Here is a 23178-nt window from a genome sequence, read left to right as displayed (position 1 = left end):
GGTAGTTTTTTTGTTGCGAAGGCTCACCCGGTGACAAAGCTCAGTGCTTGTGTCGGTTTCATGAAGGCTGCTGCCATACTGCGCTGTGGTCCTATCTCAAGAATTGGCGACCGAATATGCAATCTGGAAACTGTGGAGAGAGATGAACTTGCGAGACCAAAATTACTTGCGCAGTTTGGTACTTGAGTTTGCGGCCATGCCATCTGAAACGGGCTGGCTGGAGTTCAAGGAAAACAAGGCCGAACCGCAAGACATTGGCGAGTACATCTCTGCACTGGCCAACAGTGCTGCTTTAGAAGGCAGGGCCCATGCTTACATGCTTTGGGGCGTTGCCGACGAGGGGCATGCCATCGTGGGTACGAGCTTTAATCCACAGACTGTTCGGCAAGGTAACGAAGAGCTGGAAAGCTGGTTGTTGCGGCTGTTGAGTCCGCGCATCGGCTTTCATTTCCATCGCATTGAGATCGATGGGCGTTCGGTCGTTTTGCTGGAGATTGATTCTGCGTTTCGGCACCCGGTGAAGTTTCAAGGGGTGGAGTACATCCGGGTTGCCTCTTACAAGAAGCCACTCAAAGACTTTCCTGAAAAGGAGCGCACGCTATGGCGGATGTTGGACGCCACGCCGTTCGAAATGTTGGCTGCCGCCGAGAAGCTCAGCGCTGATGAAGTTTTGAAACTCATCGACTACCCGGCGTTTTTTGAGCTGCTAGACAAACCGGTTCCCAATCACCGCGACGGCATGCTGGCTGGTTTGCAAGCCCATCGCTTGGTGGAACCCATGGGTGGGGGCCATTGGCGCATCTTCAACTTGGGGGCACTGCTATTTGCCAAGCGCTTGGCTGACTTTCCGCGCCTGCAACGCAAGGCCGTGCGCGTGGTGGTTTACGAAGGGACCGGGCGCGTCAAAACCCTGCGTGAGCAAGAAGGCATGCGCGGCTACGCGGCGGGCTTTGAAGGGTTGGTGGGATTTGTGAACAACCTGCTGCCCATCAACGAGGTGATTGGGCAGGCATTGCGCAAGTCGGTGCGTATGTACCCCGAATTGGCCATTCGTGAACTGGTTGCCAACGCACTGATCCATCAAGACCTGAGCGTGACAGGCAGCGGCCCCATGGTCGAAATCTTCGATGACCGGATGGAAATCACCAACCCGGGCAAGCCGCTCATGGAGCCCCTGCGCATGCTGGATCACCCGCCCCGGTCGCGCAATGAGAGCCTGGCCTCCATCATGCGATTAGTGGGCATTTGTGAGGAGCGCGGCAGTGGTGTGGACAAGGTGGTGTCTGAGGCCGAGCTGTACCAACTCCCTGCCCCTGCGTTTGACGTGGTGGGCGAATCCACTCGCGCCACCCTGTTTGCTCCCCGCCCCCTGGCGGGCATGGACAGGGAGGACCGGGTGCGTGCTGTGTATCTGCACGCTTGCCTGCGCTATGTGCAGCGTGAATACATGACCAACACCACGCTGCGCCAGCGCTTTGGTATCGACCCCAAAAACAGCGCCATCGCCTCCCGTTTGCTCAAGGATGCGCTGGCGGCTGGTGTGATCCGCCTGGAGGATGAAGCTGCGGCGCCCAAGCTGCGCCGCTATGTGCCGCACTGGGCCTGATTTGTTTGATGGGTATTTGATGAAAGGGCGTCACCGAAGCGCTTTTTTCAAAAATTCCCTTTATTGACAACAAGTTAGCAAATTCTGCTTATTTGACGGGTACTTGATGGAGGTGCCGATTGCTCGTCCGGAGCGCTGGACGTGTTTCGCCTGCTGCTGTCCCCGCCCAACACTAAAAAGGCCAAGCTTTGATGCCCTCACGGATGAGGGCACCATCGGCTAAGTCATTGAATTCATTGGGAAGTTCAGGGATTTCCCCTTTCCCCCAGGTCGTGGTCGTTCTTCACAACTGCCCCGCAAACGCCCGCTGCTGCAGCGAGGCAAACAGTGCATCGAGCGCGGCCAGGGCGCGGCGGTGGGTGGCTTTGAGGGCTTCGATGGAGGCGATGCGGGTGGCGAAGGTTTGTTGGAGGGGGAGGGGGGGCACAATGACGCTGACTTTAGAAAAATTGGACTTGTTCAAGATGGGTAAAGTAGTAGCGGACGAGAGAGCAAGCATTTGAGGTCGCGCAAATTTAAGTACCTCCAGACCAAATGTGTCATCCACTACGTCATTCCACTCGACCGCATTTATTTGCTGATTAAAGGCCGTTGGCGCGCGCGCCTTTCCTACTTTCCCAATATTTCCAATGCAACTAACGAGCGAGCTGCCTGCCCTGACCAGAGTGCAGTAGCTTGCCCCTGAGTCAGAAAGGCACCGCTCTGTCGAAGTTAGGTCACTGTCCAGATCGCCAGGAGTAACAAACGGGATTACGCCCGCGAAGTTCGCTGTGATTTGTGATGGGGGAGTTTTGCCAGTGTGAATCTCACCAAGTTCACGAAGCGGAAGCGATGGCCACCCTTTCGGATTCGCCACCGGGTCCCCAAACATATCGAGAAAGAGGGACTGGGTGAGGCTGTCGAGCAGGGCCAGGGCGGTGCGGCGTTGGGTTCGGAGGGTTTCGGCTTGGTCGAGGATGGCGGCGATGCGGCGTTGTTCTTCCAGTGGGGGGACGGAAATCTTTAGTTCGGAGAATCGCGATTTGTTGACTATCGGTACGGTCGTTGCTGGAGCCATTGATTCAAGTTGGGGCTTCAGAAGCCTGCAAGCAAAGAAACCGTAGCGAGGATCAATTCTGGTGTCATCAAAAACGACGGCATTGATTTGTTGATTGGTGACGAGGGGCCTGCCCGCGAAGCCAATTTTCCCCAATGACCCAATACAGCAGACGAGCACAGAGCCCGCGGGCAATAACGTGCCCGTTTCTGCGCCCTCTTCCGTGAGCGACCTCGTGGCAGTGTGGATTGGAGTTATCTCGCCGAGGTCGCTTGGCGTGACAAAAGGGATGTCTCCACCAAAAAGGGACTCATCGTTTGTTTTCGGAGTCGATCCTGTGTGAATCGTCCCTAGGTCTCGGAGCATCTGTGTTGGGTAGCTCACTTCAACATCCCCTCCAACACCCCCATCCCCCGCGCAATCTCATCCTCCAGCGCCCGCAGCTCCGCCAAGATTTCCCCCGGCGCGCGGTGCTGCACCACCTCATGCACCACTTCCTTGTAGCGGTTGATGCTCAGGTCATAGCCATTGGCCTCGATGTCGGCCTTGGGCACGCAAAAGCTTTGCGCGGTGCGGGGGCGCTCGCGTTCGCTGCCGTTGCGCTGCGCCCAGCGGGTCAGCACATCGGGCAGGTTGTTTTTGGCGTGCTCTGCTTCTGATAGCTGCTCGCGCTTGTCCAGCAAGGGCTGGAGGCCTAAAAGGCTTGTATCCAGCAGGGGCTGGCGTTTGTCGTCCAGGCTCCAGCCGTCGGCCTGCATGTCATAGAACCACACATGGTCGGTGCCGCCGCTCATGGTTTTGGTGAACAGCAAGATAGCCGTGCTCACGCCCGCATAGGGCTTGAACACGCCACCGGGCAGGCTGATGACGGCGTCCAACTTTTGCTCTTCCACCAGCTTGCGGCGCAGTTCTTTGTGCGCCTTGCTGGAGCCAAACAGCACGCCGTCGGGCACGATGACGGCGGCGCGCCCGCCGGTCTTGAGCAGGCGCAGGAACAGGGCGAGGAAGAGCAGCTCGGTCTTTTTGGTTTTGACGGTTTGCTGCAAATCCTTGGCGGTGTTTTCGTAGTCCAGGCTGCCCGCAAAGGGCGGGTTGGCCAGGATGAGGCTGTAGGCCTCGGCATCGCCCGCCGCGCCTTCGGCGAGCGAGTCGCGGTATTCGATGGCGGGGTGCTCTACGCCGTGCAGCACCATGTTCATGCTGCCAATGCGCAGCATGGTGTTGTCAAAGTCATACCCGTGGAACATGCCGTTGTGGAAGTGCTTGTTTTGCGCGGGCACGCGCAGCATGTCGGGGTAGGTGCGGCGCAGGTATTCGCCTGCGGCGACCAAAAAGCCGCAGGTGCCTGATGCCGGGTCGCAAATGGTGTCTTGCGGTGTGGGGGCGGTCAGGGCCACCATCAAATCGATGATGTGGCGGGGCGTTCTGAATTGCCCGTTCTGCCCGGCAGAGGCAATCTTGCCGAGCATGTATTCGTACAGGTCGCCCTTGGTGTCGCGGTCGTCCAGCGGAATGGTGTCGAGCAAGTCCACCACCTTGGCCAGCAAGCCGGGCGTGGGGATGGTGAAGCGGGCACCCGCCATGTGGTGTGCAAAGGCACTTTCAGCCGCCGGGCCGCCCGAGGCTTGCAGGCCGCGCAGAAAGGGGAAGACCTGGTTGCTGAGCACGTCGAACATCTCAGCTGGGGCCATGTTCTTGAAGCGGGACCAGCGCATGTTGTCGTGCGGGCGCTCCAGTGCGTCCATGCCTGCCGGGATGAGGCGCACGGGCTGGGTTTTGAGGCGCAGGGCCTTGTTGTCTTCGCGGGTCTGGTCGCTGTCGAGCGCGCGCAGAAAGAGCAGGTAGGTGATCTGCTCGATGACTTCAATGGGGTTGGCGATGCCGCCTGACCAGAAGGCGTTCCAGACTTGATCGACTTTGTTGCGCAGGTCACCGGTGAGCATGGGGCAGTCTGTAGGGGGCTGTGGGAAAGCCTGTGAGTCTGCCATGCGGAGCCTTCCATGGCTTGGCCGGCGCAGTTTGGGGCATTTTTTGCCCCAAGCGCTAGTCGAACATGCGCGAGTAGCTATTGATTTGGTAGCGTCTTGCGCGGAATCCTGGGCGTGTGGTGTTCTGCCTGCCCCGCCGCCAGGTCATCCAGGATGGGGCAGTCCGGCCGGTCGTTGCCCTGGCAGCAGGACACCAGGGTTTGCAGGCTGCGCTGCATGGCCTGCATCTGGGCGATGCGTTCGCTCAGGTCGTCGATGTGCTGCTGGGCGATGCGCTTGACCTGGCTGCTGGCGCGGCTGCGGTCGTGCCACAGGCCCAGCAGCTCGGCGATTTCTTCCATCGAGAAGCCGAGGTCGCGGCTGCGGCGGATGAAGTGCAGGGCGTGCACATCGGCCTCGGTGTACTGGCGGTAGCCGCTGTCGGTGCGGGCCACGCCGCTGATGAGGCCCAGCGATTCGTAGTGCCGCACCATGCGCGCCGAGATGCCGGCGCGCCGGGCGGCGACGCCGATGGGCACGGGCCAGGCGATGGCGCGGGGCGCTGCGGCCTTGGTGCGCGCGGTCGGCGCGGTATTGACGGACTGGGGCGTGGTCATGGTGTGGCCCTCGTTGGGGTGTGTGGTGGCGCGGCGCTCAGAGGCAAAAGACTCTCGGCCTCTCAAGCCGCGACGGTGTAGCCTTCTTCGGCAATGGCGGCGGCCAGGGCTTCGCGGGGGGCGGTGCTGTCCACGTCCACCTTGCCGCTGGCGCGGTCGATGCGCACCTGGGCGTTAGGGTCTACCTGCTGCACGGCCTGGGTGACGGCGCGCTCGCAGTGGCCGCAGGTCATGCCCTGTACCTGGAAGGTGGTGGTGTTGGTTGCCATGGTGTGTCCTTGTTGGGTTTGGAAATGTGGCCGTGGATGCGACCGAAGCGAATGTTGAAGCTTGACATCGTGGCAGAGTCAAGCGCTGCGCAAGACACTCATGATGTGAGGGTTGATCAAGATCAATGCTTGACCTTGCCATCACGTCAAGGATCAGCATCCCTGCCATGAACACCATTACCACCCCCCCCAATACCGCGCCCGGGTCTGTGCACTCGCTGGACCTGGGCATTTCTGGCATGACCTGCGCAAGCTGCGTGGGCCGTGTGGAGCGCGCTCTGCGCAAGGTGCCGGGCGTGCAGGAGGCCTCGGTCAACCTGGCGACCGAGTCTGCGCGCATTGCCTTTGTCCCGCAGGTGGGCGCTGACGCTGCCGCCATGGAGGCGGTGCTGCGCCGCGCGGTGCGCAATGCGGGCTACGAGCCGCGTGCGGCGGGGCAGGACGAGGCGGTGGAAGACCTGTCGCCCTGGGCGGGGTTCCTGCCCGTGGGCATTGGCCTGCTGATGTCGGCGCCGTTGGTGTTGCCGATGTTCGGCGACCTGTTTGGCCAGCACTGGATGCTGCCCGCCTGGATGCAGTTTGCACTGGCCACGCCGGTGCAGTTCATCCTGGGGGCGCGGTTTTACAAGGCGGGCTGGCATGCGGCCAAGGCGCTGAGCGGCAACATGGATTTGCTGGTGGCGCTGGGCACCAGTGCGGGCTGGGGCCTGTCGATGTGGCTGTGGCTCACAGCGCCCACGGACCACCCGGGGCATGTGCCGCACCTGTACTTCGAGGCGTCGGCCGTGGTGGTCACGCTGGTGCTGCTGGGCAAGTGGCTGGAGGCGCGCGCCAAGCGCCAGACCACGGCGGCCATCCGCGCGCTGCATGCGCTGCGGCCGGATGTGGTGCATTTGCTCACCAAGCAGGGCGAGGTGGATGTGCCGGTGTCGGAAGTGCTGGTGGGCGACCAGCTGGTGGTGCGGCCGGGCGAGCGCATCCCTGTGGACGGCACGGTGCACGAGGGCCACACGCAGGTGGATGAATCGATGCTGACCGGCGAACCCCTGCCGGTGGCGCGCGACGTGGGCGCGGCGCTGACGGGCGGCTCGATCAACGGCGATGGCCGCATCGTGATGGCGGTGACGGCCGTGGGCGCCGAGACGGTGCTGGCCCAGATTATCCGGCTGGTGGAAGACGCCCAGGCGGCCAAGGCGCCCATCCAGCGGTTGGTGGACCAGGTGTCGGCCATTTTTGTGCCGGTGGTGCTGGTGGTGGCGCTGGTGACCCTGGCGGGCTGGCTGGCCATGGGCGCTGGGCTGGAGGCGGCGCTGATCCACGCCGTGGCCGTGATGGTGATTGCCTGCCCCTGTGCGCTGGGGCTGGCCACGCCGGCTGCCATCATGGCGGGCACGGGCGTGGCGGCCAAACACGGCATCCTGATCAAGGACGTGCAGGCGCTGGAGCTGGCCCACAAGGTTGACACGGTGGCCTTTGACAAGACCGGCACGCTGACCGTGGGCCAGCCCCGGCTCACGGCGTTTGAGGTGGTGCCGGGTCTTCATGAGGCGGCAGTGATGGCGGCCGTGGCGGCGGTGCAAAGCGGCAGCGAACACCCGCTGGCGCGCGCGGTGGTGGCGGCTGCGGGCGAGCGGCAGATTAACGTGGCCACCGCGCAGGACGTGCGCGCCGTGCCCGGGCGCGGCACCGAGGGCGAGGTGGACGGCCAGAGCTACCTGGTGGGCAGCCTGCGCTGGATGCAGGAGCTGGGGGTGGGCCTGGGCCCGTTGTCAGACCGCGCGGAAGCGTTGCAACGCGAAGGCGCCACGGTGTCCGCCGTGGCCCAACGGGTCACGGAAGGGTTGGCGCTGCGGGCATTGATGGCCTTTGGCGACGAACCCAAGCCGGGTGCGCGCGAAGCGCTGGCGGCGCTCAAGGCGCGTGGCATCCGCACGGTGATGGTGTCGGGCGACAACCGGGGCGCGGCCGAGGCCATGGCCCGGCGCCTGGGGCTGGACCCGGCGGCGGGCGAGGTGATGGCCGAGGTGCTGCCGGGCGACAAGGCCGCCAAGGTGGCGGCGCTGCAACAGGGCAGCGATGGCAAGCACCATGAGCGCCGCCGGGCCGCCCCAAGGCGCGAAAGCCCCCTCGGGGGGCAGCGACCCAGCGCAGCGGCGGAGCGTGGGGGCCATATTGTGGCGATGGTGGGCGACGGCGTTAACGATGCCCCGGCATTGGCTGCGGCCGATGTGGGTATGGCGATGGGTAACGGGACGGACGTGGCCATGCACGCAGCGGGCATCACGCTGATGCGCGGCGACCCGATGCTGGTGGCAGCGGCGCTGGATATTTCGCACCGCACGGTGATGAAGATCCGCCAGAACCTGTTCTGGGCGTTTGCATACAACGTGGCGGGCATTCCGCTGGCGGCGCTGGGGTATCTGAACCCGGTGGTGGCGGGCGCGGCCATGGCGCTCAGCTCGGTCAGCGTGATGGCGAATGCCCTCTTACTCAAGCGGTGGCGCATGTGATAAATACGTACAGCACGGTCATCGATGTCTGGCAAACTGCAACGATTTGTTGCGAATCCGTGGCCTCGGGGGAGGTGCGGTCACCGCATCGGCATAGCTATATCAAGGACGACAGATCATGAATCTCTTCTCGCTCATGCGGCAGTTCACCATACGTTTGCGCATGCTGGGCGCCATTGGCGTGGTGCTGGGCCTGCTGGGGCTGCTGGGTGGCGCGGGCATGCTGGGCATGTTCCGCATCAACGACATGAGCCAGAACTTCATGGACCACTCGTTCGCCAAGGTGAGCAGCATGGCCGAGCTGCGGGGCGAGATGGGGGCCATCCGCCAGTACGAGAAGGACATGATCATTGGCTACGAAAAGCCCGAAGCCGTGAAGGCCGCCCATGCCAAGTGGGTGGAGAGCCAGGACAAGGCCAAGAAGATTGCCAACAAGTTCCTGGAAGGCGGGGAAGACTCTGACAACGCGGTGGTGCGCAACATCGTCAAGCGCCTGGACAGCTATCGCGAGCTGTTTGCGCACGTGGCGCGCCAGCTGGAGGCGGGCGGCTACGACACCGCCACCATTGCCAACCGCATGAGCGGCAAGGCCGTGGCCGAGTTTGCCGAGGCCGACAAGCTGATGGCCGAGCTGGACTCGGTGCTGCGCGCCGAGGTGTCCAAGTCGGTGGCGCAGCAGAGCGAGGTGTCCAACCAGACGAAGTGGCTGTTTGTGCTGGCGGTGCTGATCACCGTGGTGGTGGTGGTGCCCACCACGCTGATGAACATGAACTCCATCTGCAAGCCCCTGGAAGAAGCGCGCAAGATGGCCCAGGCGATCGCGGGCGGCGACCTGTCGCAGCACATTGCTGCCGAGGGCAAGGACGAAGTGGCCGACCTGCAGCGCGCGCTGCGCGACATGCAGCAAGGCCTGAGCGCGCTGGTGGCGCAGGTGCGGGATGCCAGCGGCAACATCGCCACGGCCAGCCAGGAAATTGCCACGGGCAACCAGGACCTGTCGCAACGCACCGAGCAGACGGCCAGTAACGCGCAAGAAGCTGTGTCTTCGCTGTCGCAGCTCACGTCCACGGTGCAACAGACGGCGTCGTCGTCGCAGATGGCGAACCAGCTGGCCGCGTCGGCCTCGCAGATGGCCACCCACGGTGGCGGCGTGGTGCAGCAGGCCGTGGCCAGCATGCACGAGATTTCGACATCGAGCCGCAAGATCGGCGACATCATCGGCCTGATCGACTCCATTGCCTTCCAGACCAATATCCTGGCGCTGAACGCGGCCGTGGAAGCGGCCCGCGCAGGCGAGCAGGGCCGGGGCTTTGCAGTGGTGGCCAGCGAGGTGCGCAGCCTGGCGCAGCGCAGTGCGGCGGCGGCCAGCGACATCAAGGGCCTGATCCAGAGCAGCGTGACGGCCGTGGACGGCGGCGTGCGCCACGTGGAAGAAGCCGGCACGGCCATGAAGGACATCGTGAGCAGCGTGCAGCGCGTGGGCGACATCATTGGCGAGATCACGGCCGCAGCGTCCGAGCAATCGGCCGGCATTGGCCAGGTGAACAGCTCGGTGGGCGAGATCGACCGTATGACGCAGCAGAACGCGGCGCTGGTGGAAGAGTCCGCCGCCGCCGCCGAGTCGCTGCGCGAGCAGGCCGCGCGCCTGTCGCACGTGGTGCAGCAGTTCCGTCTGGCCGAATCGGCCGGTGGCTATGGCCACGGCGGCGCAGTGGCTGCCCCCTATGCAGACCAGGCGCCCCAGGCGCTGGCTGCAGGCCCTGCGCAGGCACGCCTGACGCACTGACCGCACCAGGCCTTTTGTTTCGACGAGCCCCGCAGGCCTGGTCTGCGGGGCTTTTTTGTGGGCGGTGCTGCCCGGCGGTTTATTGACCTGCGTCATGGGCGCACCGGGGAGCGCGTGGCACCCTTGGGGCCTTGTTGAACCTGGGGAGTGCGCCATGCCGTCGATCAGTCTGCGAACCATTCGCGAGGAGCATGCGTCGCTCGCAGCGGTGCTGCACTCGCTGCGCCTGATGCTGGACCAGGGCCCGGGTGACGAGCCCGCTGCGTTCTTTGACGTGATGCGGGCCATGCTGTTCTACATCGATGAGTTTCCCGAGCGGCAGCACCACCCCAAGGAGTCGCAGTGGCTGTTCCCCAAGGTGGCCGAGCGCTCACCCCAGGCGGCCGAGGCCATCGCCCAGCTGGAGCGAGACCACGAGGGTGGCGAGGCCGCCGTGCGCGAACTGCAGCACCTGCTGCTGGGCTGGGAGCTGATGGGCGATGCGCGCCGCGAGGCGTTTGCGCTGGCGCTGGAGCGCTACATCCGCTTTTACCTGGAGCACATGCGCCTGGAAGAAACCGTGGTGCTGCCCGCCGCGCAGGAGGCCCTGCAGCCGGGCGACTGGACCGCCATCGACGCGGCCTTTGCCAGCAACACCAACCCGCTGGCCCCCGGCAAGCCGCGCGATGCGGCGTATGACCGGCTGTTCACCCGCATCGTGATGCGGGCGCCGAGCCCGATCGGGCTCGGTTCACCCTCCTGAGCGGCAGCGCCGCTCGGTGGGGACTCAGGCGCTGAGCGCCGGGTAGTCCGTGTACCCCTCGGCCCCGCCGCCGTACAGCGTGGCGCGGTTCACCTCGTTGAGCGGGGCGTTGGCCTTCAGGCGCGCCACCAGGTCGGGGTTGGCGATGAAGGGGCGGCCAAAGGCCACGATGTCGGCACCGTTGGCCAGGGCGGCATCGGCCAGTTCGCGCGTGTAGGCGTTGTTGACCATCCATGCACCCTTGCCACCCGCTGCGCGGTAGGCGGCCTTGAGGGCGGCGTAGTCGAACGGGCGACCTTCTACCTCGCGCGGGCCGCCGGTGGCGCCTTCGATCACGTGGATGTAGGCAAGGCCCAGGGGCGCCAGCTGGCGCACCACGTGGTCGAACAGCGGCTGCGGATCGGCGTCCACGATGTCGTTGGCGGGGGTGACGGGCGACAGGCGGATGCCGGTGCGGCCGCCGCCGATTTCCTCGACGATGGCGCGGGTCACTTCCAGCAGCAGGCGCGCGCGGTTGGCGATGCTGCCGCCGTAGTCGTCGGTGCGCTGGTTGGCGCCGGTCTTGAGGAACTGGTCGATCAGGTAGCCGTTGGCTGCGTGGATTTCGACACCGTCAAAGCCCGACGCAATGGCGTTGCGTGCGGCGTGGCGGTAGTCCTGCACGATGCCGGGGATCTCTTCGGCATCAAGCGCGCGGGGCATCGAGGTGGGGGTGAATGTGGGCACGCCGTCCTTGATGAGCACGGTCTTGGTGTTGGCCTGCACGGCCGAAGGTGCGACGGGGGCGGCGTTGCCCGGCTGCAGGTCGGTGTGCGAGACACGGCCCACATGCCACAGCTGCACCACGATCTTGCCACCGGCATCGTGCACGGCGCGGGTCACCTTCTTCCAGCCGTCCAGCTGTTCGGTGCCATAGAGGCCCGGCACATCGGCATAGCCCTGGGCTTGCGGGCTGATGGCCGTGGCCTCGGAAATGATGAGACCGGCGCTGGCGCGCTGTGCGTAGTAGGTGGCGACCAGGTCGGTGGGGATGGCCTCGGGCGAGCGGTTGCGCGTGAGCGGCGCCATGGCAATGCGGTTGGCCAGCTGGAGGTCGCCCGCGCGGGTGGGTTCAAACAAAGAGGTCATGGTGAGAAGTCCTGGAGAAAGGCGATGTGCCAAAAAAGCAGGCCTGCAGCTTAATGCTGCAGCGCAAAACGTGCAGCACACTGGCGTCAACAAGGGCTCCGGTTTTGTGTTAACCCCGTGCTGTCCCGGCGGCGCAAGCGGCGCGGGTGCGGTTGCATGAGAATGGACCGCCATGCCCTCGCCACCGCCCTCCGCACCGCTCTCCATCTCCCCGTTGCGCAGCCTGTGGCTCGCCGTGGCCCTGTCGATGGGTGCCGCCATTTCGCTGGGCATCACGCGGTTTGCCTATGCCTTGTTGCTGCCGCCCATGCGTGAAGACCTGGGCTGGTCTTACACGCTGGCAGGGGGCATGAACACGGCGAATGCGCTGGGCTACTTGCTGGGTGCTTTGGCCACACCCTGGCTGTTGCGGCGCGCGGCCCCTGGCGCAGTGCTGTTGGTGGGCGCCGCGATGGCCACGGTGTTCATGGGTCTGAGCGGATTTTTCACGCAGGCAACGCCCTTGCTGGCGCAGCGCCTGCTGGCTGGTGGGGCCAGTGCGCTGGTGTTCATTGCCGGGGGCTTGCTCGCGGCGCGGCTGGGTGCGCAGGTGCCGGGGCGCAGCGGATTGCTGCTGGGCCTGTACTACGGCGGCACGGGTTGGGGCATCAGCCTGTCGGCGCTGCTGGTGCCCGCGGTGCTGGGCGTGGCGCCTGCGCCGCACAGCTGGACCTGGGCCTGGTGGGCGCTGGCGCTGGCCTGTGTGGCGGCCACGTTGGCGCTGCTGTGGCCAGCGCGGGTGTTGAGCGGGCTGGCTGCACCTGTGGCGGCGGCATCCGGGACCCCACCGGCGGCTGCAGTGCCCGACCGCGTGCGCTGGCGGGCCTTGGCCCCTGCGCTGCTGGGTTACGGCCTGTTTGGCGTGGGCTACATCGGCTACATGACCTTTGTGGTGGCACTGCTGCGCGAGCAGGGCCGGGGTGCGGGCGAGGTGACGCTGTTCTACGCCCTGCTGGGGCTGGCCGTGGTGCTGTCGTCGCGCATCTGGGCCGGGCTGCTGGACCGCAGCCGGGGCGGTGAGGCGCTGGCACGCCTGAATGCGCTGCTGGGCGTGGCCACCATCCTGCCCTCCATCACGGGCGCGTGGCCGGTGGTGCTGGCCTCGGGGCTGCTGTTTGGCGGGGTGTTTTTGTCGGTGGTGGCATCGACCACGGCGCTGGTGCGGCACAACCTGCCGCAGGCGCTGTGGGCCAGCGGCATCAGCGCGTTCACCATCGTGTTTGCGGCCGGGCAGATCGTGGGGCCCACGGTGGTGGGCTGGATCGCCGACGGGCCCGGGGGCCTGGCGCGCGGGCTGGTGTTCTCGGCCTGCGCGCTGTGGGTGGGGGCGCTGGTGGCGTGGCGGCAGCGCCCCTTGTAGCCCCAGCGTTACTTCAGCAAGCCCTCGGCCTTCATGGCCGCCTGCACTGCGGGGCGGGCGCCCACGCGTTCGCGGTAGGCCGCCAGGTTGGCCAGGCCGGAGATGTCGAGCTTGGTGGGCTGGGTCCAGTTGGTTACGGTGAACAGGTAGCCGTCGGCCACGGTGAACTGGTCGCCCATCAGGTACTGCTTGCCGGCGAGCTGGCTGTCCACCCACTGCAGGCGCTGCAGCAGGCGTTCGCGCACCATGGGCTTGTACTCCTCGGGGGTGGCGGGGTTGAACAGGGGGCTGAAGCCCTTGTGCAGCTCGGTGCCGATGAAGGTCAGCCACTCTTGCAGGCGGTAGCGCGCCAGGGTGCCGTTGGCGGGGGCGAGCTGTTTGTCAGGCACCTGGTCGGCAATGTATTGCACGATGGCCGGGCCTTCGCGCAGGCGCTCGCCGTTGTCCAGCTCCAGCACGGGCACATAACCCAGCGCATTGATGGTGTAGTAGTCGGTGCCGTCTTGCAGCTTGTGGCTCTTGGTGCTGGCCAGCACGGGGGTGTAGGCCAGGCCGGCCTCTTGCAGGGCGATGTGGGGGGACAGGGAGCAGGCGCCGGGGGAGTAGTAAAGCTTCATGGATCGGTCCTTGAAAACGGTCGGAAACCGCCGATCCTATGCGCTGTGCTGGATTCTTGCAGGCGTCGGTGCGCAACCCCGGCGCCCGCTGCGTGGTGCAGCGGGGACGGGTTGCGTCAGCTGTCGTATCCAGGCAGGTCGCGCTGCACCTTGCGCAGCAGCGCGGGCCAGGCAAAGGCGCCGCCCAGGCCGCCGGTCTGCACGCGCATGGCCTGGGCCACGCCGCTCACGATCTGCGGGTTCACCTGCGTCAGTTCGCCGCCGGCCTGCGCGTCGATCTGGATGCGGCAGGTGTTCTCGAAGGTGTACATGGACAGGAAGGCGTCGGCAATGGTCTTGCCCACGGTGAGCAGCCCGTGGTTGCGCAGCATGAGGAAGTTGGCTTCGCCCAGGTCGGCCTGCAGGCGCGGCTTTTCTTCGTCGCGGAAGGCCACGCCTTCGTACTCGTGGTACGCCAGCGAGCCCAGCACAAAGGTGCTTTGCTGGCTGATGGGCAGCACGCCGCCCTTTTGCGCGCTCACGGCCACGCCAGCGCGCGTGTGGGTGTGCAGCACGCAGCCCGCCTCGGGCCGGGCCTCGTGCACGGCGCTGTGGATCACGAACCCGGCAGGGTTCACGGGGAAGGGCGAGTCGTGCAGCTTGTTGCACAACATGTCCACCTTGATCAGGCTCGACGCCGTGATCTCGTCGAACATGAGGCCATAGGGGTTGATGAGGAAATGGTGCTCGCCCGGGCCTGACACCGACTCGGGCAGCTTGGCGCTGATGTGGGTGAAGACCAGGTCGCTCCAGCCGTACAGCGCGACGAGCCGGTAGCACGCGGCCAGGTCGCAGCGCAGCTGCCATTCTTCAGGGCTGACGCTGCCTTGCAGCGAGGGGATGTTGAGCATGGGTGGGTGTCTCCGGTGTTGTGGGTGGGAAGACACCACTGTAGGGCGGGGCGGTGGCTGGGTCTGTCAGGCAGGCTACACCCGCGGCCATGTGTCGGGCGCCTTGTGCTTCATTATTGATAGCAAAAGAGGCATGACTCACTAGCGCTATCGGCCATTTCGACGCGAATTTCTGGTGCACGGCGCCCGCTGCGGGCCCCACGTGCCGATGTCCCCTTCACCGGCCCGTACCCCTCATCGGCCAGCGTTCAGCCGGCCTGTGGGATCGGTGCGCGCATGCCCGCGTTCAGCAGGTTCCAGGCGTTGATGATGGCGATGGCAAAGCCCAGGTCGGAGATTTCGGCGTCGGAGAACAGGGCCTTCAGCTTGGCGTACTCGTCATCGCTCGCGTCGCTGTGGGGTGTGGCGGTGATGATCTCTGCCCAGCGGAAGGCGGCGCGTTCGCGTTCGCTGAAGAACGGTGCCTCGCGCCAGCCAGCCACGGCGTTGAGGTGGCGTGGGTCGGCGCCGTCCTTGACGAGCGCGCTCCAGTGCATGTCCATGCAGTAGGCGCAGCCGTTGATCTGCGAAACACGCAGGAACACCAGCTCGGCCAGCCGGGTGCCCAGCGGGCCTTTCTTGATGGTTTCAGAGACGTTGACCAGGCCCATGAAGGCCTTGGACGACAGTTGGTGGTAGGGCAGGCGGGCGCTGTGTTGCGACATGGAAATCTCCTGGGTGATGGCAAAGGGTTGTTGATGACGGTCGTGAAAGACGGCGCTGGTGCGGGGCCTTGTGGCGATGTCGCCATGTGGCTGCATTGCCGTCTTCCATACCCATCAAGACGCTGCGCCGTGCCGGGTTGTGACAGGAGGCCTGCTCTTTTTCTGCCCTGGCGCGCTTGCCGGGGCCGCCTGCGCAGCGGTTCGCACGAACAGCGCTGTCTCCGTGTCTTTACAGCGGTAGCGTGGCCGGGATGCCTGCCAGCTTGTCCGGGTTGCGCACGGCGTAGATGGCCATGATGCGCTCGCCATCGGTCACAAACGCCTGGGCCGACTCGATGCGCCCGTCCACATAGCGCAGCAGGCCCGGCTCGCCGTTGATGAGCGCCATGCGGTAGACCACCTGTGCGCCCAGGCGCCGGAACAGCGCCCAGTACAGGTTGGTGATGCGAAACGGCCCCACCAGCGGCTTGGGGAACGATGGCACCACACCGCCGCCGTCGCCGATGAGCTGGGCGTCTTCGCTCAGCAGCGCCTCGATGGCGTGGCGGTCACCGCTCTGGGCGGCTTTCATGAAGCGTTGCAGCAACTGGTGGTGCACCGCCTGCGGCACCTCGAAGCGGGTGCGCGCCTGCTGCACACGCTCGCTGGCGCGGTGCACCATCTGGCGGCAGCTGGCCTCGGTCTTGCCCAGCTGGGCGGCGATCTCGGGGTAGTCGTAGTCGAACACCTGGCGCAGCAAAAAGGCCGCGCGCTCCTCCGGCCCCAGCCGCTCCAGCACGTACAGAAAGGCCACCGACAGCTCGCCCGCCAGCTCGGCGGCCGACTCGGGCGTGTGGGCGTCCAGCTCCACCAGCGGCTCGGGCAGCCACCAGCCCACATAGGCCTCGCGCTCGGCCTTGAGCGCGCGCAGCCGGTCAATGGACAGCCGCGTGACGATGGTCACCAGCCAGGCCTCGGCCGACTGCAGGGTGCTGGCGTCGGTGCGGCTCCAGCGCAGCCAGGCGTCCTGCAGCACATCCTCGGCATCGGCCCGCACGCCCAGCATGCGGTAAGCAATGCCAAAGAGGCGAGGGCGCAGGGTGGTGAACGGGTCGGTGGTGGTCATGGCAATGGCGGCGGTGGAGTGCTTCAGTGAAGCACAGACGGCGCACACCGGTGGTTTGTGACAGCCTCGCTTGCAAACTACTATTTTGATAGCTGTTGGCGCATGTGGCACTAGCGCTTGGGGTCACTTTGGGGCTTGAAATACCTGCAATGCTTCTCGGGGCCCCGCAAGACCGGCTATGGGCGCGGGGCCGGTTGCGTGAGCGATTCCAGCCGCGACAGGTAATGCAGAGCCTGCGCCTGGCTGCTGCCGCACATCTCGGCAGAGGGCATCAGCCCCGCGCACACTGCTGGGCGCTCGGGCTGGTCAAAGATGCGGCAGCGCGCATCGTCCCCCAGCTGAATGCACCGCACCCCCGCCGGCTTACCCAGCGGCATGCCGGGGATGGGCGAGCTGATGGAAGGAGCGGTGCAGCAGGCGCCGCAGCCTGGGCGGCAGTCCACGGGCGGGCCGCCTTATTGACCGCCAGCAGGCTGCAGGCGGCTGGCACCCCACAGCACTTGGTCCACCACGGCACGCACGCGGTCGCGGTGGGCTGGCTGGATGAGGTTGCCGCTGTCGTCAAACGCGCTGCCTGCGGAGCCCAGGGCAAACGCCTTGGGTGCGAGCCAGCATTCAGCATTGATCAGCAGGGGCGCCAGATGGCTCTGCGAGCGCAGGCCGCCCAGTGCGCCGGGCGAGGCGCTCAGCATGCCCACGACCTTGCCGCGAAAGCTCTTGCCGCCGTCTTGCCAGTCCGGGTTGCCCTTGACGGGGCTGGAGGCCCAGTCGATGGTGTTCTTGAGCAGGGCGGTGTAGCTGCCGTTGTACTCGGGCGAGCAGATGATCCAGGCCGGGTGTTGCCAGAGGATTTCCTTGAGGCGGATCACATCGGCGGGCGTGCCCTGGGCTTCAAGGTCGGCGTTGTACAGCGGGATGTTGAAGTCCGACAGCTCCATCAGCGTGACGCTGGCCCCCGCATCGCGCGCGATGGCGGCAGTGGCGTGGGCCAGTTTGCGGTTAAAGGACTGTTGGCGGGTGCTGCCCGCGAAGATGAGAAGTTGGGTGGTCATGCGAGCCATTGGAGCACAAAGCCGGGGCAGGAATACTGCAAGCTGCCGCTCTCCGACGCGTGGGGGTGGGTGCTTGTTTCACGTGGAACATCTGCCCCAGGCAGCGGTGGCCATCCGCACTGTGGACGGTTGGTGCAGCCGCTGTGCCCAGGGCTTTGCACAAAAAGCATGCAAAGGTGGGAAAATCGCGGGTTTCCCCTTGCACCCTTGCTGCCCCGATGGGCTGGCGGTGGCGCAGCCCGCCGCCGTGCGACCCGCTCTTGTGGGGCCGTCGCAGGACGGCAGACGGTTTTGAATGTCGGGCCCACCGTGGCCCCGGAGTGTTCCCCATGTTGTACCCCCAGGAATTTGATGTGATCGTTGTCGGCGGTGGCCATGCTGGCACCGAGGCCGCGCTGGCCGCCGCGCGCATGGGCAGCAAAACGCTGCTGCTGACCCACAACATCGAGACGCTGGGGCAGATGAGCTGCAACCCCAGCATCGGCGGCATCGGCAAGGGCCACCTGGTGAAGGAAGTGGATGCGCTGGGCGGCGCCATGGCGCTGGCCACGGACGAGGGCGGCATCCAGTTCCGCATTCTCAACAGCAGCAAGGGCCCGGCTGTGCGGGCCACGCGGGCGCAGGCGGACCGGATTCTGTACAAGGCCGCCATCCGCCGCATGCTGGAGAACCAGCCCAACCTCTGGCTGTTCCAGCAGGCGGTGGACGACCTGATGGTGGAAGGTGACCGGGTGGTGGGCGCGGTGACGCAGGTGGGCATCCGCTTCCGCTCGCGCACCGTGGTGCTGACAGCGGGCACCTTCCTGGACGGCAAAATCCATGTTGGCCTGAACAACTACGCTGCGGGCCGGGCAGGGGACCCGCCTGCCGTGTCGCTGTCGGCACGCCTCAAAGAGCTGAAGCTGCCCCAAGGGCGGCTCAAGACTGGTACGCCGCCGCGCATTGACGGGCGCAGCATCGACTTTTCCAAGTGCACCGAGCAACCCGGCGACGGCATGCCCGGCGGCGTGAACGAGGGCACGGTGCCTGTGTTCAGCTTCATGGGCAATGCGCAGATGCACCCCCGGCAGGTGCCCTGCTGGATCACCCACACTAATGAGCGCACACACGAGATCATCCGCAGCGGCTTTGACCGCAGCCCCATGTTCACCGGCAAGATCGAAGGCGTGGGCCCGCGCTACTGCCCGAGTGTGGAAGACAAGATCAACCGCTTTGCCGACAAGGACAGTCACCAGATTTTTCTGGAGCCCGAAGGCCTGACCACACACGAGTATTACCCCAACGGCATCAGCACCAGCCTGCCGTTCGACATTCAGTACGACCTGGTGCGCAGCATGCCCGGGCTGGAAAATGCGCACATCCTGCGCCCAGGCTACGCCATCGAATACGACTACTTCGACCCGCGCTCGCTCAAGAGCAGCTTCGAGACGCGGCAGATCCAAGGCCTGTTCTTTGCCGGGCAGATCAACGGCACCACCGGCTACGAAGAGGCTGCGGCCCAGGGCCTGTTCGCGGGCATCAACGCCGCGCTGCAGTGCCGGGGCGATGCGCCCTGGCTGCCCGGCCGGGACGAGGCCTACCTGGGCGTGCTGGTGGATGACCTGATCACCAAGGGCGTGACCGAGCCCTACCGCATGTTCACCAGCCGCGCCGAGTTCCGCCTGCAGCTGCGCGAGGACAATGCGGACATGCGCCTGACGGAAGTGGGGCGCCAGATGGGCCTGGTGGATGACGCGCGCTGGGATGCTTTCAGCCGCAAGCGCGATGCGGTTTCACGTGAAACAGAACGCCTGAAGGCCACCTGGGTGAACCCGCGCAACCTGCCCGCGGCCGAATCCGAGCGCGTGCTCGGCAAGAGCATCGAGCACGAATACAACCTGTTTGAACTGCTACGTCGCCCCGATGTGAGTTATGCCAACCTGATGTCCATGGACGGTGGCAAGTACGCATCGGCGGATGTTTCACGTGAAACCCTGGGCGACCTGAGCGCCCCGGTGCTGGAGCAGGTGGAGATTGCCGCCAAGTACGCAGGCTACATCGACCGCCAGAAGGGCGAGGTGGAGCGTGCCGCGCATTTCGAGAAACTGCGCTTGCCGCCCGACCTGGACTACATGCAGGTCACAGCCCTGAGCATCGAGGCGCGCCAGGTACTCAACCGCCACCGGCCCGAGACCCTGGGCCATGCCTCGCGCATCACCGGCATCACACCCGCGTCGATCTCGCTGCTGATGGTGCACTTGAAGAAGGGCGGGTTCAAGGAGTTCGCCGTGACCCCGGCAGCGCCCGCCAAGGCAGAAGGCGAAGTGGCGGCATGACGATGGTGGTGAACAGCAACAACGACAGCCTGCGTCAGCAACTGCAAGCCGGGGCGGATGCGCTGGCGCTGGGCCTGAGCGATGCGCAGGTCGGGCTGTTGATGGACTTCCTGGCACTGCTGCAGAAGTGGAACAAGGTCTACAACCTGACCGCCGTGCGCGACCCGCAAGAGATGATGACGCACCACCTGCTGGACAGCCTGGCCGCCGTGGCGCCGCTGCGCAGGCATGTGGCGGGCCTGCAGCAGGGTGGGGCGGTGGCAGCGGTGAAGCTACTGGATGTCGGGTCGGGCGGCGGCCTACCCGGCGTGGTGTTTGCCATCTGCTGCCCGGATGTGGATGTGAGCTGCGTGGACACCGTGGGCAAGAAGGCCGCGTTCATCCAGCAGGCGGCGGTGGCGCTCAAGCTGCGCAACCTGCACGGCGTGCATGCGCGGGTCGAGACGCTGACCACGCCGTTCGACCTCATCAGCTGCCGTGCGTTTGCCTCGTTGCCGGACTTCGTCAGCTGGTCGCGCAGTGCACTGGCCGCGCCCCACGGCGTGTGGCTGGCCATGAAGGGCAAACACCCGGAGGACGAAATCGCCGCACTGCCTGCGGATGTAGCGGTGTTTCACGTGGAACAGCTCACCGTGCCCGGCCTGGATGCCGAGCGCTGCATCGTCTGGATGAAGCCGGTCTGATGGCCTCGGCGCTGCCGCGCCGACTTTTCGACAGCCAGGGCAGGGGGCTCGCGTAAACTCGGCTGCTCACCCGGGTGCATATTCCCATCGCACCCTCCCCGCGCACCAGGAGAAACCATGTTCGGCATCGCAGACTACGGCGCCTTTGTCGCTGCCATTGTGTTGTTTCTGCTCATCCCAGGTCCGGGCAATCTGGCGCTCATCACCTCTACCAGCAAGGGCGGCATCCGGGGCGGTTTGGCCGCCACCCTGGGCGTGATCGCGGGTGACCAGGTGCTGATGTGGGCGGCGGTGGCTGGGGTGGCCACGCTGCTCGCCACGTACCCGGCGGCCTTCAACGCCGTGCAGTGGCTGGGCGCGGCCTACCTCGCGTGGCTGGGTTTCAAGATGGTCACGGCCAAGCCGGGCGCCCAGCCCATCCTGAACATCGAGCCGCGCCACTACTTCAAGCAGGCCGGGCTCATCACCTTGCTCAACCCCAAGGCCATCGTGTTCTATATGGCGTTCTTCCCGCTGTTTGTCGATCCTGCGCGCCACCAGGGCATGCTGACCTTTGGCGTGATGGCGGCCACCGTGGCGGCACTGACGTTTCTCTATGGCCTGATCGCCGTGCTGCTCACGCACCACCTGGCCGAGCGCATGCGCGCCAACCCGCGCATCGGCCGCGCGCTGGAAAAGATCGCGGGCGTCTTCCTGATCGGCTTTGGCATCAAGCTGGCCATCTCCAAATAACACCACACGAACTGCAGCACCCACATGGCCAAGATTTTTTGCGTTGCCAACCAAAAGGGTGGGGTGGGCAAGACCACCACCACCGTCAACCTTGCCGCCGGCCTGGCCAAGATCGGTCAGCGCGTGCTGATGGTGGACCTGGACCCGCAGGGCAACGCCACCATGGGCTCGGGCGTGGACAAGCGCAGCCTCGACCTCACGGTGTACGACGTGCTGCTCGAATCCGCCTCGGTCAAAGAGGCGGCCGTGCTGTCGGACAAATGTGGCTACTGGGTGCTGGGCGCCAACCGCGAACTGGCGGGCGCCGAGGTGGAGCTGGTGGCGCTGGAGCACCGCGAAAGGCGCCTCAAGGCCGCGCTGGCCGAGGCCGATGGCGACTACGACTTTGTGCTCATCGACTGTCCGCCGTCACTCTCCATGCTCACGCTCAACGGACTGTGCAGCGCCCACGGCGTGATCGTGCCCATGCAGTGCGAATACTTCGCGCTCGAAGGGCTCACAGACCTGGTCAACACCATCAAGCAGGTGCATGCCAACCTCAATGCCGACCTGCAGATCATCGGCCTGCTGCGCGTGATGTTCGACCCGCGCATCACGCTGCAGCAGCAGGTGAGCGACCAGCTCAAGGGCCACTTTGGCGACAAGGTGTTCAACAGCGTGATCCCGCGCAACGTGCGCCTGGCCGAGGCGCCCAGCTACGGGCTGCCCGGTGTGGTGTTCGACCCGGCCGCCAAGGGCAGCCAGGCCTTTGTGGAGTTTGCCGAGGAGATGGTTGCGCGTGTGAAAACCATGCCCCCAGCCGCAGCCTCCATGGCCAAAATGGCCGCAGGCGCTTGAATGATATGCGCTGCTAGCTATTAAATTGATAGTAATGAAAGCCTCCAACATCCTGCTGCTGCCCGGCTGGCAGAACTCTGGCCCCGACCACTGGCAAAGCCGCTGGGAGGCTGCGCATGGCTACCAGCGCGTGGAGCAGCACGACTGGATGCGCCCGCTGCGCGGCGACTGGTCTGCGCGCCTGGAAGAGACCGTGGCCGATGCCGACGGCCCGGTGGTATTGGCGGCGCACAGCCTGGGCTGCATCCTGACGGCCTGGTGGGCGGCACACACCCGCCATGCGGCCAAGGTGCGCGGCGCGCTGCTGGTGGCGCCGGGCGATGTGGAGCGGCCGGACCTGGCCGCGCAGATCCACGGCTGGGCGCCCATTGCGCGCCAGCCGCTGCCGTTCCCGGCCGTGCTGGTGGGCAGCCGCAACGACCCGTACTGCAGCTTCGAGCGTGCCGAGGGGCTGGCGCAGGCCTGGGGTGCGCGGTTTGTGGACTATGGCGAGCGCGGGCACATCAATGCCGAATCCGGGCTGGGCGACTGGGAAGAGGGGCGGGGCTGGCTGATGCAGCTCGCCACTCCGGCATGAGCCGCTGGGTTTTTTGGCGCAAGCGCCCGCCGGTGATGGCGGACGGCGCTGTCCCTCCACCTCGGCGGGTCACGGCTGACTTCTACTGGCTTGGCGACGCCTTGCAGGTGGTGCTTGCCTGGCTGCTGCCCAGCAGCGCGGTGGTGGTGGGCGCGCTGGGGCAGTTCATGCTGGCCCTCGTGCTGCTCGCGGTGGCCTTCGGTGTGTGGTTGCGCCTGTGGCGCAGTCGCAAGCGGCGCCGCGTGGCGAGCCGCTCCGCACTGTGACGTTTTGAACCCTGGCCAACGACCCATGACCAAGATCAGCCTGTCTGCCCTTGCCGACCAACTGCCCCGCGCCTGGAACTCCACGGTGGTGGGCCGCGCTGCGGGTGCCAACCTCAAGGTGCTGCGCATGGATGACGCGGCCTACCCCGACGAGTCGCACGACTTTGACGAAGCCCTGCTGGTGCTGGACGGCTGCATGCGCCTGGACCTGCAAGGGCAGGTCACCGAGGTGAACGCGGGCGAGGTGTTCATCGTGCCCGCAGGCGTGCCCCACGCCGTGGCGCCCGGCAGCCGCGGCACGCTGGTCATCATCGACCGCTGATTCTTCCCCCTTTCCTTT

The 23178-nt window shown here is 65.6% G+C and carries 23 protein-coding genes; 12 read left to right on the top strand and 11 right to left on the bottom strand.

All coding sequences use genetic code 11. The features are described from left to right. Positions 1–103 precede the first annotated feature (103 nt). On the top strand, positions 104–1606 hold the full coding sequence (locus ACT531_RS03850; RefSeq protein ID WP_476016520.1) for an ATP-binding protein: 1503 nt from the start codon (positions 104–106) through the stop codon (positions 1604–1606). Positions 1607–1889: 283 nt separating this feature from the next. Here the strand turns inward: ACT531_RS03850 and ACT531_RS03845 are convergent, their stop codons facing one another. The 4 genes from ACT531_RS03845 to ACT531_RS03830 all read right to left on the bottom strand — a co-directional run bounded on the left by ACT531_RS03845 (position 1890) and on the right by ACT531_RS03830 (position 5495). Beyond that, positions 1890–3026 carry a restriction endonuclease subunit S gene (locus ACT531_RS03845; protein WP_476016519.1) on the bottom strand — a complete coding sequence of 379 codons (1137 nt, stop codon included), beginning with the start codon at positions 3024–3026 and terminating at the stop codon, positions 1890–1892. Next, a complete protein-coding gene (locus ACT531_RS03840; RefSeq protein ID WP_476016518.1) occupies positions 3023–4585 on the bottom strand; it encodes a type I restriction-modification system subunit M in 1563 nt (520 codons plus the stop codon). Before ACT531_RS03840 ends, ACT531_RS03845 begins: the two co-directional genes overlap by 4 nt. A gap of 122 nt (positions 4586–4707) precedes the next feature. Next, complete coding sequence (gene cueR / locus ACT531_RS03835; protein ID WP_476016517.1) at positions 4708–5226, bottom strand: Cu(I)-responsive transcriptional regulator; 519 nt, start codon at positions 5224–5226, stop codon at positions 4708–4710. 62 nt (positions 5227–5288) lie between these two features. After that, on the bottom strand, positions 5289–5495 hold the full coding sequence (locus ACT531_RS03830; protein ID WP_015011905.1) for a heavy-metal-associated domain-containing protein: 207 nt from the start codon (positions 5493–5495) through the stop codon (positions 5289–5291). 167 nt (positions 5496–5662) lie between these two features. Between ACT531_RS03830 and ACT531_RS03825 the strand changes: the two genes are divergently transcribed. The 3 genes from ACT531_RS03825 (at position 5663) to ACT531_RS03815 (ending at position 10533) form a co-directional block, all read left to right on the top strand. Continuing rightward, positions 5663–8005 (top strand): heavy metal translocating P-type ATPase, encoded by a 2343-nt coding sequence (locus tag ACT531_RS03825; RefSeq protein WP_476016516.1) that lies wholly within the window; start codon positions 5663–5665, stop codon positions 8003–8005. A gap of 118 nt (positions 8006–8123) precedes the next feature. Next, positions 8124–9791, top strand: coding sequence for a methyl-accepting chemotaxis protein (locus tag ACT531_RS03820; RefSeq protein WP_110960609.1), 1668 nt, complete (start codon positions 8124–8126; stop codon positions 9789–9791). A 154-nt stretch (positions 9792–9945) separates the two neighbouring features. Next, on the top strand, positions 9946–10533 hold the full coding sequence (locus ACT531_RS03815; RefSeq protein ID WP_146870404.1) for a hemerythrin domain-containing protein: 588 nt from the start codon (positions 9946–9948) through the stop codon (positions 10531–10533). A 24-nt stretch (positions 10534–10557) separates the two neighbouring features. Here the strand turns inward: ACT531_RS03815 and ACT531_RS03810 are convergent, their stop codons facing one another. After that, complete coding sequence (locus ACT531_RS03810) at positions 10558–11661, bottom strand: alkene reductase (RefSeq protein WP_110960607.1); 1104 nt, start codon at positions 11659–11661, stop codon at positions 10558–10560. A 172-nt stretch (positions 11662–11833) separates the two neighbouring features. On the opposite strand from ACT531_RS03810, the gene ACT531_RS03805 reads away from it, so the two are divergent. After that, the gene (locus tag ACT531_RS03805; RefSeq protein WP_476016515.1) at positions 11834–13060 is read left to right on the top strand and encodes a YbfB/YjiJ family MFS transporter; all 1227 of its coding nucleotides are present in this window, start codon (positions 11834–11836) and stop codon (positions 13058–13060) included. Between the two features lie 8 nt (positions 13061–13068). Here the strand turns inward: ACT531_RS03805 and gstA are convergent, their stop codons facing one another. From gstA to ACT531_RS03775, 6 genes are all read right to left on the bottom strand, one after another. Continuing rightward, a complete protein-coding gene (gene gstA, locus ACT531_RS03800) occupies positions 13069–13677 on the bottom strand; it encodes a glutathione transferase GstA (protein WP_015011911.1) in 609 nt (202 codons plus the stop codon). A 116-nt stretch (positions 13678–13793) separates the two neighbouring features. Then, the gene (locus tag ACT531_RS03795; RefSeq protein WP_056742476.1) at positions 13794–14567 is read right to left on the bottom strand and encodes a class II aldolase/adducin family protein; all 774 of its coding nucleotides are present in this window, start codon (positions 14565–14567) and stop codon (positions 13794–13796) included. 248 nt (positions 14568–14815) lie between these two features. Further along, the gene (locus ACT531_RS03790; RefSeq protein ID WP_056057668.1) at positions 14816–15271 is read right to left on the bottom strand and encodes a carboxymuconolactone decarboxylase family protein; all 456 of its coding nucleotides are present in this window, start codon (positions 15269–15271) and stop codon (positions 14816–14818) included. 229 nt (positions 15272–15500) lie between these two features. Beyond that, positions 15501–16376: an RNA polymerase sigma-70 factor gene (locus ACT531_RS03785; protein ID WP_015011914.1), complete on the bottom strand. Its 876-nt coding sequence runs from the start codon at positions 16374–16376 to the stop codon at positions 15501–15503. A 176-nt stretch (positions 16377–16552) separates the two neighbouring features. Further along, entirely contained in the window at positions 16553–16819 is a 267-nt protein-coding gene (locus ACT531_RS03780; RefSeq protein WP_476016514.1) for a YkgJ family cysteine cluster protein, read from the bottom strand. 12 nt (positions 16820–16831) lie between these two features. Further along, positions 16832–17428 (bottom strand): NADPH-dependent FMN reductase, encoded by a 597-nt coding sequence (locus ACT531_RS03775; protein WP_015011916.1) that lies wholly within the window; start codon positions 17426–17428, stop codon positions 16832–16834. A gap of 329 nt (positions 17429–17757) precedes the next feature. On the opposite strand from ACT531_RS03775, the gene mnmG reads away from it, so the two are divergent. The 7 genes from mnmG (at position 17758) to ACT531_RS03740 (ending at position 23160) form a co-directional block, all read left to right on the top strand. Beyond that, positions 17758–19743 (top strand): tRNA uridine-5-carboxymethylaminomethyl(34) synthesis enzyme MnmG, encoded by a 1986-nt coding sequence (gene mnmG, locus ACT531_RS03770; RefSeq protein ID WP_060984347.1) that lies wholly within the window; start codon positions 17758–17760, stop codon positions 19741–19743. After that, positions 19740–20426 (top strand): 16S rRNA (guanine(527)-N(7))-methyltransferase RsmG, encoded by a 687-nt coding sequence (gene rsmG, locus ACT531_RS03765; protein ID WP_296335357.1) that lies wholly within the window; start codon positions 19740–19742, stop codon positions 20424–20426. Before mnmG ends, rsmG begins: the two co-directional genes overlap by 4 nt. Before the next feature lie 117 nt (positions 20427–20543). Beyond that, positions 20544–21158, top strand: a complete 615-nt coding sequence (locus ACT531_RS03760) for a LysE family transporter (protein WP_343734108.1) — start codon at positions 20544–20546, stop codon at positions 21156–21158. 24 nt (positions 21159–21182) lie between these two features. Continuing rightward, positions 21183–21995: a ParA family protein gene (locus ACT531_RS03755; protein ID WP_015011919.1), complete on the top strand. Its 813-nt coding sequence runs from the start codon at positions 21183–21185 to the stop codon at positions 21993–21995. A gap of 34 nt (positions 21996–22029) precedes the next feature. Then, the gene (locus ACT531_RS03750) at positions 22030–22572 is read left to right on the top strand and encodes an RBBP9/YdeN family alpha/beta hydrolase (protein ID WP_343734109.1); all 543 of its coding nucleotides are present in this window, start codon (positions 22030–22032) and stop codon (positions 22570–22572) included. Beyond that, on the top strand, positions 22569–22838 hold the full coding sequence (locus tag ACT531_RS03745) for a hypothetical protein (protein ID WP_110960595.1): 270 nt from the start codon (positions 22569–22571) through the stop codon (positions 22836–22838). The genes ACT531_RS03750 and ACT531_RS03745 overlap by 4 nt, the downstream gene beginning before the upstream one ends. Before the next feature lie 25 nt (positions 22839–22863). After that, positions 22864–23160 (top strand): cupin domain-containing protein, encoded by a 297-nt coding sequence (locus ACT531_RS03740; RefSeq protein ID WP_116748482.1) that lies wholly within the window; start codon positions 22864–22866, stop codon positions 23158–23160. Positions 23161–23178: the final 18 nt, after the last annotated feature.

Source organism: Acidovorax sp. DMC1 (genome assembly GCF_056314325.1).
This window is presented reverse-complemented; position numbering and strand designations above follow the sequence as displayed.